Origin of the sequence: Psychrobacter sp. FME6, assembly GCF_014861365.1 — a bacterium.
Classification (GTDB): Bacteria; Pseudomonadota; Gammaproteobacteria; order Pseudomonadales; family Moraxellaceae; genus Psychrobacter.
On sequence record NZ_RRYW01000023.1, the window covers coordinates 23,545 to 37,750 of the forward strand.

13 protein-coding genes and 1 pseudogene are annotated in these 14,206 nt (G+C 43.6%); 8 read left to right on the plus strand and 6 right to left on the minus strand.

Features of this window, described 5'->3' with window-relative positions; translation table 11 throughout:
- Nucleotides 1-211 precede the first annotated feature (211 nt).
- The 5 genes from EI162_RS05130 (at nt 212) to adk (ending at nt 5,614) form a co-directional block, all read left to right on the plus strand.
- On the plus strand, nt 212-2,242 hold the full coding sequence (locus EI162_RS05130) for a heme lyase CcmF/NrfE family subunit (RefSeq protein ID WP_192523352.1): 2,031 nt from the start codon (nt 212-214) through the stop codon (nt 2,240-2,242).
- Between the two features lies 1 nt (nt 2,243).
- A complete protein-coding gene (locus EI162_RS05135) occupies nt 2,244-2,894 on the plus strand; it encodes a DsbE family thiol:disulfide interchange protein (RefSeq protein ID WP_192523353.1) in 651 nt (216 codons plus the stop codon).
- A complete protein-coding gene (locus tag EI162_RS05140) occupies nt 2,891-3,463 on the plus strand; it encodes a cytochrome c-type biogenesis protein (RefSeq protein ID WP_192523354.1) in 573 nt (190 codons plus the stop codon). The genes EI162_RS05135 and EI162_RS05140 overlap by 4 nt, the downstream gene beginning before the upstream one ends.
- Complete coding sequence (gene ccmI, locus EI162_RS05145) at nt 3,460-4,740, plus strand: c-type cytochrome biogenesis protein CcmI (protein WP_192523355.1); 1,281 nt, start codon at nt 3,460-3,462, stop codon at nt 4,738-4,740. Before EI162_RS05140 ends, ccmI begins: the two co-directional genes overlap by 4 nt.
- Nucleotides 4,741-4,957: 217 nt before the next feature.
- A complete protein-coding gene (adk, locus tag EI162_RS05150) occupies nt 4,958-5,614 on the plus strand; it encodes an adenylate kinase (protein WP_192523356.1) in 657 nt (218 codons plus the stop codon).
- A 306-nt stretch (nt 5,615-5,920) separates the two neighbouring features.
- On the opposite strand, the gene secB is transcribed toward adk, so the two are convergent.
- The 4 genes from secB to rsgA form a co-directional block, all read right to left on the minus strand.
- Nucleotides 5,921-6,373 (minus strand): protein-export chaperone SecB, encoded by a 453-nt coding sequence (secB, locus tag EI162_RS05155; RefSeq protein ID WP_192523357.1) that lies wholly within the window; start codon nt 6,371-6,373, stop codon nt 5,921-5,923.
- Nucleotides 6,374-6,555: 182 nt separating this feature from the next.
- Entirely contained in the window at nt 6,556-6,819 is a 264-nt protein-coding gene (grxC, locus tag EI162_RS05160) for a glutaredoxin 3 (protein ID WP_192523358.1), read from the minus strand.
- Nucleotides 6,820-7,140: 321 nt separating this feature from the next.
- Nucleotides 7,141-7,596 (minus strand): rhodanese-like domain-containing protein, encoded by a 456-nt coding sequence (locus EI162_RS05165; RefSeq protein WP_192523359.1) that lies wholly within the window; start codon nt 7,594-7,596, stop codon nt 7,141-7,143.
- A gap of 143 nt (nt 7,597-7,739) precedes the next feature.
- Nucleotides 7,740-8,843 (minus strand): ribosome small subunit-dependent GTPase A, encoded by a 1,104-nt coding sequence (gene rsgA / locus EI162_RS05170; RefSeq protein WP_192523360.1) that lies wholly within the window; start codon nt 8,841-8,843, stop codon nt 7,740-7,742.
- Between the two features lie 233 nt (nt 8,844-9,076).
- Here rsgA and orn point away from each other — a divergent pair, with 233 nt between their 5' ends.
- Nucleotides 9,077-9,670 (plus strand): oligoribonuclease, encoded by a 594-nt coding sequence (gene orn / locus EI162_RS05175; protein WP_192523361.1) that lies wholly within the window; start codon nt 9,077-9,079, stop codon nt 9,668-9,670.
- 102 nt (nt 9,671-9,772) lie between these two features.
- On the opposite strand, the gene EI162_RS05180 is transcribed toward orn, so the two are convergent.
- Entirely contained in the window at nt 9,773-10,627 is an 855-nt protein-coding gene (locus EI162_RS05180) for a UDP-2,3-diacylglucosamine diphosphatase (RefSeq protein ID WP_192523362.1), read from the minus strand.
- A 77-nt stretch (nt 10,628-10,704) separates the two neighbouring features.
- Nucleotides 10,705-11,220: a peptidylprolyl isomerase gene (locus EI162_RS05185; protein WP_192523363.1), complete on the minus strand. Its 516-nt coding sequence runs from the start codon at nt 11,218-11,220 to the stop codon at nt 10,705-10,707.
- Nucleotides 11,221-11,747: 527 nt separating this feature from the next.
- Here EI162_RS05185 and EI162_RS05190 point away from each other — a divergent pair.
- Together EI162_RS05190 and EI162_RS05195 are read left to right on the plus strand one after the other, a co-directional pair.
- A complete protein-coding gene (locus tag EI162_RS05190; protein WP_192523364.1) occupies nt 11,748-13,487 on the plus strand; it encodes a glutamine--tRNA ligase/YqeY domain fusion protein in 1,740 nt (579 codons plus the stop codon).
- 506 nt (nt 13,488-13,993) lie between these two features.
- A pseudogene (locus tag EI162_RS05195) lies at nt 13,994-14,152 on the plus strand (redoxin domain-containing protein); the annotation flags it as partial.
- Nucleotides 14,153-14,206: the final 54 nt, after the last annotated feature.

The window sequence follows — 14,206 nt, forward strand, 5'->3', positions numbered from 1 at the left end:
CGCCCAAGTTGCAATGGCTAGAGGCAAAATCGTAACAGTATAAATAGTAGTGATAAATGCTGGATACTTTTGCCGATCTTAGGGCGTGTTGGACAGTAACTATCAGCAGTGCCCATAGTCAGCAATGCCATAGTTGACTGTTCAATACATCCTAAAAGTCCAATCTATAAAATAAACAATGACCGTATTAAGGTAAACAAGGTTAGACCGTATGTTAATCACAGAATTGGGTTATTTTGCCTTGCTGGCCGCCCTTGTATTGGCGATTTTGCAGGTAGTGTTACCAACCATTGGCGTCATGCGCGACCACGTTGCTTGGCAGCGTCTGGCACCAAGTCTTGCCTGGGCGCAATTTGCGGCGATGATCACCTCATTTGGCGCGTTGATGGCAGGCTTTTATTACAATGACTTTAGCCTCATTTATGTCTCTCAACATTCCAATACGTTGCTGCCTTGGTACTATAAGCTGTCGGCGACGTGGGGCGGGCATGAAGGTTCACTATTGTTATGGATGACCATCATGGCCACGTGGTGTGCGCTGGTTTCTTATTTCAGCCGTGGTCTGCCATTGTCTATGCGTGCGCGGGTCTTGGTAATATTGGCTGGCGTGCAGATGATGATGCTGGCGATGCTTATCTTTACCTCGTCACCGTTTGAACGTACGCTACCTAACCTTCCTGTCGATGGCGCAGATCTAAACCCTGTGCTACAAGATTTTGGTTTGATTATTCATCCACCGATGCTTTATATGGGTTATGTGGGCTTGGTTGTACCATTCGCTTTTTGTATGGCGGCGCTGTGGGAAGGTCGTTTAGATGCGGTATGGACCCGCTGGTCGCGTCCATGGGCACTGGCGGCTTGGGGCTTTTTGACCGTTGGTATCGCGCTTGGCTCGTGGTGGGCTTACTATGAGCTTGGCTGGGGTGGTTGGTGGTTCTGGGATCCAGTAGAGAATGCTTCGTTGATGCCGTGGTTGGTTGGTATTGCCCTGCTGCATTCGCTTGCGGTCACTGAAAAGCGAGGTGTCTTTAAGGCATGGACGATCATGCTAGCTATTTTTGCGTTTGCACTTAGTTTGCTGGGTACCTTCCTTGTGCGTTCAGGCGTTATTACCTCAGTGCATTCATTTGCCGCTGACCCGACGCGTGGTCTAGTCGTTTTAATCATTCTTGGCGTCATCGTTGGTGGTGGTTTGCTGATGTTTGCGTTACGTGGCTGGCGTTTGACCGTTGAAAGCCAATATCAGTTGATTTCCCGTGAGTCATTTTTGGTGATTAATAACGTTATCATTTTGATTTCAACGTTAGTCGTACTACTCGGTACACTTTATCCTATTATTGCTGATGCCTTTAATCTAGGTCAGGTATCGGTGGGCCCTCCGTATTTCAATGCGCTATTTGTGCCATTAACGTGGTTGCTATTGGTAGCGATGGGCATGGGTTCTAATATTCGCTGGAAGAAAGACAGTCGACCGCTATTGGGCGCTGGTATGGTCATCGCCGTAAGTAGCTTAGTGTTGGCGGCGATTATCACTTACTTTACAAGCCCATCGGCGATGCTCAATATCGGTGTGACGCTAGCAGTCAGTTTTTGGGTGCTACTATGGATGGTTGTTGACTTTAGAGACAAAACCAAAAATGCACCAAGTCGACTCAAAGGCTTAGGTCAATTACGCCTGAGCTATTGGGGGCAACAGACTGCTCATCTCGGTGTGGTCATTGCCGTCATTGGTGTGGCATTTACCAGCACCTTAAGTATCGAGCGTGATGTGGCATTGGGGCCAAATGATAGTGTCCATGTCCAAGGTTACGACTTCACCGTTAAAGGCTTCCGTGAAGTCAAAGGCAGTAACTATGATGCGACCCAAGCTGAGGTCGAAGTGACTAAAGATGGCCGCGCTGTGACCACGTTATACCCTGAAAAACGTAACTATATTATTAGCATGATGCCAATGACCGAAGCGGCGATTGATGACAGTCTGCTGCGCGATGTGTACGTAGCACTGGGCGAGCCTATCGCTGTAAATAGCAACGAATGGGCAGTGCGTATTTATGTCAAACCGCTTATTCGTTGGATATGGCTTGGTGCACTTATCATGGCGTTCGGTGCTGTATTAAGTATGCTTGATAGTCGTTATCGTATTAAAAAAACCAAGACAGCGGCCCAAATAGCGGCCAAAAAATCAGGCTTTGCGACGGCTGCTGATTTGGATACATCAGCAGTAAAGCCCGGGGATAATTAATATGAGTCAATCAAATAATTCCTCTGATAAACAGGCTAAGCAAGGCGGCACAAAGACCATGAATAAAAATCAGCTGAAGATATGGTTTTTAATTCCGTTGATTGTCTTTATTGGTTTGTTTGTGATGCTGTATATGCGTTTGGGTAAGCCGACGGATATCGTCACCAATACCGCACTTGAGCGGCCAGTGCCTACTTTTGAGCTGCCATTGTTATCAGATACCAGTCGTATCATGACCAATGACAATCTACCTGATGAGCCATTTTTGATGAATATTTGGGGCTCTTGGTGCCCCACGTGTATCATCGAACATCCTTTTTTAATGCAATTAGAAGAGCGCGGTGTCAATTTGGTGGGTGTTAATTATAAAGATGATATTGGTGATGCCTTCGGTTATCTGAACCGAGGTGGCGATCCCTTTTCGATGTCTATTCAGGATTTGTCAGGGCAGTTTGCTCTGGATCTGGGTTTGACGGGTGCGCCTGAGACTTTCGTTGTCGATGGTGAAGGTGTTATTCGCCAGCATATTATCGGTGAGGTCAATGAGAGCAACTGGCAAAGTCGTATCGAGCCTTGCTTGACGGTACTCAATAAAGCCAATGATAATAACGTCAGTCCAGATCCTATTCAGGTTGAAGAGGTGTGCAAATGATAGCCCATTCAATAAAGGCCGTTACGATAAAAGTGGCGAGCCTGATTATTGCCTGTTTACTAAGTATGACAAGCTATGCGGAAATTGAAGTTTATAACTTTGATTCTGTCCAACAAGAAGCGCAGTATCGTGGACTGATCGAAGAGCTACGCTGTCCGAAATGCCAAAATCAAAACTTGGCGGCTTCTGATGCCCCCATTGCCCAAGATTTAAAACAAAAAACGTATGACTTGGTAAAAGATGGTCGTAGTGATGGCGAGATTCGCGACTATATGCAAGAACGTTATGGTGACTTTATCAGTTATAAGCCGCCCGTACGCCCGTCAACATGGATTTTATGGTTTTTTCCGCCATTGTTACTCATTATTCTGCTGATCGGTTGGTTTTGGCACAGCAAGCGGCGTCAGCTTGTTGCTAGTGGTGAGAGTGGAGGGGCGGCAAATAATACCGCTACTGCATTATCTGCTGCTGAGAAAGCCGAACTTGATCGCTTGTTATCACGTACTGATACTAATGATAGCAAGGACAAAAATGATCATGACATCACAAGCCTCGAGGACAAAAAATGACCCTATTTTCTACTGCTGGCTTATTTATTGCTCTAAGCTTACTTCTGGCCTTAATACTTGCGGTTATCACTATCATGCCGTGGTTACGAGCATCACGTTCGCAAGAAAAACCTGTCGATAATCAACTATTAGATATCAATATCGCTGTATTCCGTGAGCGTTTAGCAGAATTAAAGGTGGATAAAGACAGTGGCACTATCGATGACAGTCACTATCAAAACCAAAAACTTGAGCTTGAACGTCAATTGCTAGATGCTCAACGCGAAGTCACACCGATGGTCACGCCTGGTATTAAGAGTCGATTGATTATCATGGTTTGGGTGCCTGTTCTGGCGGCTATGGCCTATCTGATGATCGGTGACCGCACACCTGTGTTTGATCTTTGGACCGCTGAGGACAAAGTCAGTCAAGTTGCCGATGATTTATTAACAGGCAAGATTGATCAGCCGCCAGCCTGGGCGATTGAAGATGGTACGCAGCTAATCAGTGCGATGCAGACCAACGTTTATCGTCATGCTGATGATCCCGATCGCTGGATGCGTCTGTCTGAGCTTTTCTTATCGTTAGAGGCCACCGATTCAGCATTAGAAGCCTTGTCACGCGCTTATCGTTTATCGCCTGACAACGAAGAAATTGCCACGACCTATGCGCAGATTAGTTTCTTTGCTAATAAAGGTCAGCTGGATACGACGAGTCGCCGTGTATTAAAAGACGTATTGGCCAAAAATCCAGAGCATGAAGGCGCGCAAATGCTCATGGCAATGGGTGAGGCACGTAGTAATAACTTTGAGCAAGCACAAGGCTGGATTAAGCGTTTGCGTGACAGTATTGCGGCTAAGCCTGGCGAACATACCCAAGCGCTGGCGAGTTTAGATGAATTAAGTGCCAATGTGACCGCTCAGCAGCAACAAGCATCTGAAGGCGTTGAAGTGACCGTATCTATCAATTCTAGCCTACTGCCATTAATCGAAGCCGATGATGTATTATTTATAGCGATACGTGACGTGCAAGGTGGCCCACCGTTTGCTGCTAAGCGTTTACCGATTAGTGTCATTAAGCAAGGGAAGGCAACGATTAGCCTAAGTGACTTAGATGCGATGATGCCTGAGCGTACGCTTGCCTCTGCTCGAGCTGATAAAGTTCAATTAGCGGTTATTGCTCGCGTCAGTCATAATGGCAATGCCAGTGCAGAGTCAGGTGACTTATCAGGCAATCCAGTAGTGATAAGCGCCGACCAAAATCAGGCCAATGTTGAGATTAATCAACAGGTTCCTTAAGGGATAAGTAGAAAAATATAAGCGATTTATATATGCGTGCCATGGTATTTTCTACGGCACGCAACATGAACCATGAACAGATAAGTCATCGCAACTTGCCGACTCAAGGCTAAAAATACTTGAGCTTTTTAAAGCCACAAGGTAAGGTAGCTTGGCAAACAACCAATCCCTAAGTTTTATTAGTCCCAAAATCCTATCCATTAAGGAGAGTCGTGTAATGATGCGTATTATTTTGCTAGGTCCACCAGGCGCCGGTAAAGGCACCCAAGCTCAGTTTATTTCTAAAGAATATGATATTCCGCAAATCTCAACGGGCGATATGCTACGTGCCGCAATCAAAGAAGGCAGTGAGCTTGGTAAACAAGCCAAAGACGTGATGAATGCTGGTGGTTTGGTTTCTGATGACCTTATCATTAACCTAGTGCAAGAACGCATCGCTAAGCCTGATTGTGTCAATGGCTGTATCTTAGATGGTTTCCCACGTACTATTCCACAAGCTCAAGCGCTTGCAGATGCTAATGTGGCAATTGATCACGTGATTGAAATCAGTGTTCCTGATGATGAAATTGTTAAGCGTCTGTCTGGTCGCCGCCAGCATGCAGGTTCTGGTCGTGTTTATCACATCGACCACAATCCACCAAAGCAAGAAGGCATCGATGATGTGACTGGCGAAGCACTTATTCAGCGCGAAGACGACAAAGAGTCGACCATTCGTGACCGTTTAGCCACTTATCATGAGCAGACGTCAGCACTTGTTGGTTTTTATCAAAACAAAGCCAAAGAAGGTGATGATGCGCCTAATTATGATAAATTTGATGGCACTCAAGGCATCGATGAAGTCAAACAGCAAATCTTATCAGCTCTAAAAGGCTAATCATTGATTTTTGACAATTGATGAAATGCTTGAGAACCCTGCCAATGAGCAGGGTTTTTTTAGGTCTAATGATAATAAAGTCGGTGAAAAGTAATACAGATATAATCAGTGAAAAGTAAAATCGATACATCACGTACTGCTGGTACAGTTTTTTCTAGCTTGCTGTGCCTACGCAGACAGAGGCTGCAAAAAATTTATCTATGGATTACTTAGAATCATACTGAAATATGCCTATAAAAAAACCGCTTACTATATGAGTAAACGGCTTTCAAATATAAATAAGCTGATGCTTTAATACATTAAAGCTTACGCGTTACCTTGAGCATCAACTTGCGTTTGCTCTTGGCTTTGCGCATAGGCCTGGTCAAAGTTGACTGGCGCAAGTAGCAATTGTGGGAAGCTACCACGGGTGACGATGTCACTAATGACTTCACGAGCATAAGGGAACAAAACGTTAGGGCAGTAAGCGCCTAAAATTTGACCAATTTGATCTTCTGGAATATCTTTGAGTAAGAAAATACCCGCTTGATGGACTTCTGCGATAAACGCTGCTTCATCAGCATTTTTGGCAGTGACGCTGACCGTCAATACCACTTGATAGTGGTCGTCATCCAGCTTTTCAGCATTACTAGATAGATTGATATCAAGCTCTGGATTCCATTCTTTGGTGAATACACCAGCACCTGGGACTTCGAGTGACATGTCTTTTACGTAGATGCGTTCTAGTGCCAATTGTGGTTGTGCTTGTTCTTCAGCCATGGTAATTCCTCTAAAAGTTAATCAAATAATTGGGCAAGCGGTGATTGTAATATAAATCGAGACTGATTTTCGATATTTTATCTCGATGCTTTTATATCAATACTTTTATCACTATCTTTCTTTTATCTTCATCACTGTCTACCATTACATAGGTAAAGACAGACAGCAAAAAATCTAGCAAATTAACCTGCTAATAGCTCGTCAAGTTTGCCTTGTTGGTTCATTTGGTTTAGCTCATCAAAACCACCGACAAAGGTCTCGCCAACAAAGATTTGCGGCACAGTGCGATAGTTATTGGTTTTTTGCATCAGTGCTTGGCGTTCTTCGCTGCTCATGTCATGCATGCCAATCTCTTCATAGTCTACGCCTTTGGTTTTTAGTAGTTGCTTGGCGTTTGAGCAGTATGGGCAGATAGGAGTGGTATAGACTTTAACAGATACAGTCATGATAAATCCTTATTTATAAGTTTATGAGGTAAGCGTTTTATTATAAACAATCATTTTATAATAATTCTTATAACCAGCCACCAAATAATAAATGAATAATATATTTGGTGAGGCTCATTATTTAAAGTGGGGATGAGCTTCGCAAATTCAAGCGGCTCAAACCGAAAAAACCTGACGGTATCATAAATGTCATACAAAAAAAGACACCTTAGAAGAAGGTGCCTTTTGTTTGCTAGGTTGTTTGCTAGGTTGTTTGCTAGGCTTAATAAGCCACCAGTCAATATCAGCTTAAGACTATATTTAATGGTCTATACAGACTCATTATTTATGCAAACTTGGCTTGGCTTTGCCTTTGCTTTTTGGTTTGGCATCTTTTAAGCCAACCAATGGCATACCCGCACCTTGCCAACCGCCAATGCCGCCTTCTAAACGATAGACGTTATTTTTGCCGATCATTTGAATGGCAGCACCTGCTTGTACACCCATATCACAGATGATAATCACAGGATGCTCAATGGCGCGTATTTCTTCTAAGCGATCTTTGAGGTTGGTAAAGGGTATGTTGCGGCTGCCTTGGATATAACCTGTTTCAAATTTCTTTTTGGCGCGAATATCGATAAGCTGCGCATTTTGCGAGTTAACCATCATACCAAGGGTATTAGGCGATATTTTTTTGCCGCTACGTTTGTTTTCAATCGCAAAAAACAGTACAGCAAGTACGGCTAATATACCAAATAAAAACGGGTGGTTGCCCACAAATTCCAGCGCACGATCCAAACCATACCTCCAAAAAATTAAGCGTTCGATTAAGCTGAGAAGACAGCCTAATGATATTGAACAAGGCGCTATTATACCGATTAGCCCGACCATAGTAAACGTGCGATGGTCAACCTAGCGATTAACAATTAATAAGGCCGCGATTAGTAAGGTTTGGTATCCGCCTCTTCTCTTAGCGTCACCAAATTTTCAACACGGCGCTGTAATACTTTGCCATCAGCAACCGCTTGCCATAAGGCACAGCCTTTGCTGTTATGGGTATGGCGACAATCGCGGAATTGGCAGTTACCAGACAATGGAGCAAGCTCGACAAAGCCTGAAATAATATCATCAGGGCTTAAGTGCCAAATACCATACTCGCGTATACCTGGCGTGTCGACGATGCCACCTTGGGTTAAATCATCAGGATTAAACGGCAATAAGCGGCTGGTAGTGGTGGTATGTTGACCAAGTTTTGAATTATCAGAGATGATATTCACGCTTTGAGCCGATTCAGGTAGTAGCGCATTGATTAAGCTACTTTTACCGACGCCAGATTGACCAGCAAAAATAACCAGCTTTTTATCGATATAACGTTTTAATTCATCAAGGCCTTCTTGCTCATCGCTATCAGCGACGTTTTCAGGGCAATCGACCGAGGTCAAAATGCTCTCATAACCAAGCGCCGCATATTGTGCTAATAACTCATTGGTATCGACGCCCTTTTCTTCTGCCAGTAAATCGGCTTTATTAAGCACTAATAGCGGCTGTACGCCCGCATGATGACAAACAACCAAGTAGCGATCGATCAAGGTTGGGGCAGCGACAGGCAGCGGGGCAAAAACAATGGCCAAAATATCGACATTGGCGGCGACAGGTTTGAGTTTATGATAGCGATCAGGACGCGAGACAAGAGAGGTACGTGGTTTGACTGACTCGATACGGCCAAATCCTGTATTAGAGTCCGCATTCCAGCGTACTTGGTCGCCCGCGGCTAGCATCGGCAGATTGGTACGTACATGACAACGCCAGATATCGCCTAACGCCAGCTCTTGCCAAAATGGCTCAGGATCATCGGGTGCAATTTCTGGTTGCACTGGTATCACCGCAGGCAAGCTGGTCACTTGGACTTCTAGTTGCTTGCCATAATGCGCCATGACCACGCCATCCATCAAACTATCATCGATGCTGTCTTGACTGGCCAGTTGTTGTTTGTCGATGCGCCGAATCTGCTGTTTAGTCAGTTTACGTTGCCGGATTAATGCCATGGGTTTGTGACCTATTAAAAAAATATTGCTAAGTGTAGCGTGAAAATTTGCTAACATACAGCTTAAAGCACCTACGCTAGACAGTGGTTTTGTAACGTTTTAGCGGTTATAAATCAGTGGGCGCACAACGTAGATGCAAAATATTGTGATTTAAGCATCAATAATTATATCTGATGTGTTTCATTAAAATTGCTCCAAAGTTGCTTCAAACTTTATTGACCATAGGATACTTTATGACTACCGGTGACCACCCCAACAAGATTAAAATCAAAAACCAAGGTAAAAAAGGGCTGGTATGGATTGACCTAGAAATGACCGGACTCGATACCTTAAATGACGAGATTATCGAGATTGCCACTGTCGTTACCGATGAGGATTTGAATGTCCTTGCGGAAGGGCCTGTATTTGCTATCAAAGTATCTGATCGTAAACTAAACGGTATGGACGATTGGAATACCAAGCAACATGGCCAGTCAGGATTGGTGGACCGTGTGCGCCGTAGTACGGTGACATTAGCAGAGGCTGAAGCTGAGACCATCAAGTTTCTGAATAAATGGGTTGACAGCGGTAAATCACCGATGTGCGGCAATTCGATCTGCCAAGACCGCCGCTTTATGGCGCGCCAAATGCCAGAGCTTGAGAGGTTCTTTCACTATCGTAACCTTGATGTGTCATCGATCAAAGAATTATGCTTCCGCTGGCGTCCTGATATTCTAAAGAATTTTGAAAAAGGTGGCAGTCACTTAGCTTTAGATGATATTCGCGACTCTATCCGTGAGCTAAAGCACTATCGCCAGCACTTTTTTAAATTGATGCCACAGGATTAATAGCCGAATAAAATAAGGGTCTACTAAATGTTTAGTAGACCCTTATTTTATGAAAGTTGTAGGGTGTGCCTCGCGCACTGACTTTGGTGCGCAGGGCGCACCCTACACTGAATGTTTAAATTCGAACAATCCAAATTCAGCATTATTAGAGTGGCTGTCAATATTTGCATTTATATCTGTCGTAATCGCACCAATCACCGCACTGACTTTTGGCTGGCGAGTGTCGCTATCTAATAGCCGCCAATCACCAAGGACATAGCGAGTTTTACCCTCATTACTTTGGTGGATTTCAGGACGATGAGTATGACCATGTAGTAAGGCGTCAAAGTGATAAATAGCTTTGTTCACTGCCGCTTCATTAACATCCATGATATATGCTGCTTTATTGGCATTGTTTTCCTGACTCTTTTGGCGCATGTTATCAGCGATAGCCAAGCGTTTCTCTAACGATTTATTGAGCAAGTACCATTGGATTAAGCGATGGCGCATAATTTTACGAAAAAACTGATATTTTTTATCATCAGTACAGAGTGCATCACCGTGTTCTAAACGATAGTTTTCTTGACCTACAGCTAAAGTATAAGGCTCATAAATAAGCTCACCACCGAATAAACTACAAAATGGCTGACCTAATAAAAAATCACGGTTGCCATGCATGATTAGTACCTCGCAACCTTCGACCCGCAGCTTTTTTAACTTAACGATCAGCGGTGTAAGCCAATGTGTTTGGCGCTCATCTTCTGATAACGATAAATAAACGTCATCACCCAGCCAGACCTCAAACCAATCGCCTAAGATAAACAGACGTTTTAGCGCTGGCAGAGCAATGCAGTCATCAACTAATGCCAAAAAAGCCTGCACTAAGGCAGGCTCTTCAGGCGATAAATGCAAATCGCTAATCAAAACTTGCCGCACTTCATGAGGACGGGTTGTGATTAAATGATTAAAACTTTGCATTTATCTTTATCCTCATAAATCATAAGTAACGATTTATAATCAGAATTTACCGAATAGTTGTTATTCAGAATTAACGATTATTCAGAAATAATAGTCGCTGAATTAATAGTTACTGGCTCTGTTGGTACGTCTGCATGCATGCCGAAACGACCAGTAGGTACGCCGCGCATTTTTTCAATCACGTCCATACCGCTTGTGACTTTACCAAATACGGTATAGCCCCAGCCTTGCATGTTTTTGCCAGAGTGGTTTAAGAAATCGTTGTCTTTTACGTTAACAAAAAACTGGCTGGTTGCTGAATGTGGGTCTTGGGTACGCGCCATCGCGAGGGTACCTTTGTCATTCTTTAAACCATTGTCAGCTTCGTTTTCGATAGGCTTGTTGGTGGCTTTTTCATTCATCTCAGCGTCCATTCCGCCGCCTTGAATCATAAAGCCGTCAATGATGCGGTGGAAAATCGTGCCATCATAATGACCAGATTTTACGTAGTTTAAAAAGTTCTCTACCGTTTTTGGGGCTTTTTCTTCGTTGAGTTCGATAACGATCGCACCCATACTGGTGTCAAGCTCTACTACTGGTGGCATGTCTACCATGAGATATTCCTTTTTGATTGCAGCGCCTAAAATGACGCTGTTAAGTGGTGGGTAAAAAGTTGGTAAATAAAAAGTTATGGCTAGTCTAACGGCTTTTTTATCCTGTGTCATGTATCAGGCTGTTAATGCCTTTGCAAAAGCTGATAGAATAACGCAACTTTACCCATTTTTGATTACTTTTAAACATACCGTCTTAGGTCATGTCCTCAATCTGAACAAAATCAACTAAATGGGCTAAAAATGGCTAAATCTTGCCAAACTGCGTTAAATAGCTGGCTAATATCTTGATATTATCTGTACTATTTTCCTTGTTTGACTGCAATTTATCTCATTTTTATCACCATTTTCAAAATGAGGACACGCCCTAATAATTTGATTTTTATACTCTGTTGTTTTCATGATTGAGATTTTTTATAAGCCAGTGTTGTTTTAATGGCTTAGTTTTATTTCATAGATTAGTTTGAATTTTCCATGAGGCGTGATGGCACGTCGCATGAATTGACCATTTGCGTTAGGAGCAATACCCGATGAGTGAGCACTCAAGCAACCATGCACAAAAAGACGAGCAAAAAAACGATTTTATTCGTAATATCATTCGTGAAGATGTCAGTGCACAAAAATATCAGCAAATTGTCACGCGCTTTCCACCTGAGCCAAACGGTTATTTACATCTCGGTCATGTAAAGTCTATCTGCCTAAACTTTGGCGTGGCAAAAGAGTTTGGCGGTGTCTGTAATCTGCGTTTTGATGACACCAACCCAACCGCAGAAAAGCAAGACTATATTGATAATATCAAAAACGATGTGAAATGGTTGGGCTTTGAGTGGGCGGGTGAAGCTCATCATGCCTCAGGCTACTTTGACCAAATGTATGCATGGGCAGTGCAATTAATTGAGCAGGGCGATGCGTATGTAGATTTGCAGTCGCCTGAACAGATCAAAGAGAGTCGTGGTTCGTTTAACGAAACAGGCACAGCGTCACCATATCGTGATGCTAGTGTCGAAGAAAACCTCAAGCTCTTTAATGATATGAAAGATGGCAAGTACGCTGAAGGTAAAGCGATATTGCGCGCCAAGATTGATATGGCAAGCCCAAATATGAATATGCGCGATCCCGTTATCTACCGCGTCATGCATCAAGCACATCATCAAACCGGTGATAAATGGTGCATTTATCCGATGTATGACTTTGCCCATCCGCTCTCTGATGCGCTCGAAGGTATTACCCATTCGTTGTGTACGCTGGAATTTGAAGATCATCGTCCCTTTTATGATTGGGCAGTTGAAAAAATCGGTTTTGAGCAACCGCCGCACCAGTATGAGTTCTCTCGTTTAAATGTCGATCATACGATGACCAGTAAGCGCAAATTAAAGCAGCTGGTTGATGAAAATATCGTTAGCGGTTGGGATGATCCGCGCATGCCTACCATCGCTGGCATGCGTCGCCGTGGTTATACGCCAGAAGGCTTACGTGACTTCTGTGAGCGTGTCGGCGTGACCAAAGTAGACAGCGTCGTTGATTTTCGCTTATTAGAATTTAGCATTCGTCAGTCATTGGAAACCACCACTGCGCGCGGTATGGCAGTGCTCAAACCATTAAAAGTGACGATTACTAACTTTGCCGAAGCAGTCAGTAGTTGGGAGTCGCAAAAGGCTGATAGCGTCAGTGCGCGTTTTGATGATGCCGCGCAAACCTTATGGCTGACTCAGCCGAAACACCCTAATGTCGATATGGGCGAGCGTGAGATTCCATTTACTGAAACGCTCTATATCGATCAAGGCGATTACGAAATTGAGCCGCCAGCAGGTTATAAGCGTTTATCACCAGAAAAAAACGAGATTCGTCTGCGTAATACCTATGTGTTGGCTGTAACTGAGCATATCCTAGATGACGCTGGCAATGTGATTGAGCTAAAAGCCACGATTGACCCAGCAACTTTGGGTAATAATCCTGAAGGTCGTAAGGTTAAAGGCGTGATTCATTGGGTGTCGGCCAGTCAAGGCGTGCCAGCCACCGTACGTATGTACGAGCAGCTATTCAGCGCTGAAGACCCCAGTAGTGTTGCTGATGTGCATCAAGCGCTAAACCCTAATTCGTTGACTGAGCTTGAGGCCGTGGTTGAGCCATCGCTTGCCAATGCTGAGGCTGGCACGCGTTTCCAGTTTGAGCGTGAAGGCTACTTCATCTCTGATAGCGAAGAACACAGCGGTGATAAGCCGGTCTTCAACCAAATCGTCAGCCTGCGCGATAGTTATAAACCAGCTTAACTTATAAAAGCTAGCGCCGCTAATGCTCATTTAAGGTATTACTAAACAATAGTGGTTTGCAAGCTTGCCCATTTCTAGTACGCTGGAGATGGGCTTTTTTATAAATGATAATGTTTTCTCTCAAAATGAGGGATTTAGAATGTAGTCCAGTCAAACTATAGTCAAAATACTTTAAAAACGCTACGATACTGCGGGTATAGTTTTTTTGCAGCCTTTGTCTGCGTAGGCACAGCAAGCTAGAAAAAACGGTACCTGCAGTACGTGATGTAGCGATATTACTTCTCACTGACTATATTAAATCTACTTTTCTTCTTAGTAATAAATGGAATAACCGCATTACAATCCATCACAAGACATTCATAACCAGTTTGCTAAGATAGAATAGAATTTTTGCTGACGTGCTTTAAGTTATTGTGTAGTATTAGCTGAGCACGTTTGATAATAATAGAGCGTATGGATAGATTTAGGTCTTAATGCTCATTACTAATATAAATAAGGAATGAAACATGGCAAATTTACGTTTAGGTGATAGCGCACCAAATTTTGACGCGACAACCACTGAAGGTGATATCAATTTTTATGATTGGGCTGGAGATAACTGGGTGGTTTTATTTTCACATCCTGCAGATTACACTCCAGTATGTACCACTGAGCTTGGACGTACTGACCCCTGCCGTCAAATCCGTAGAACCAAACTTGGGAGATTTTAATTACGCAGC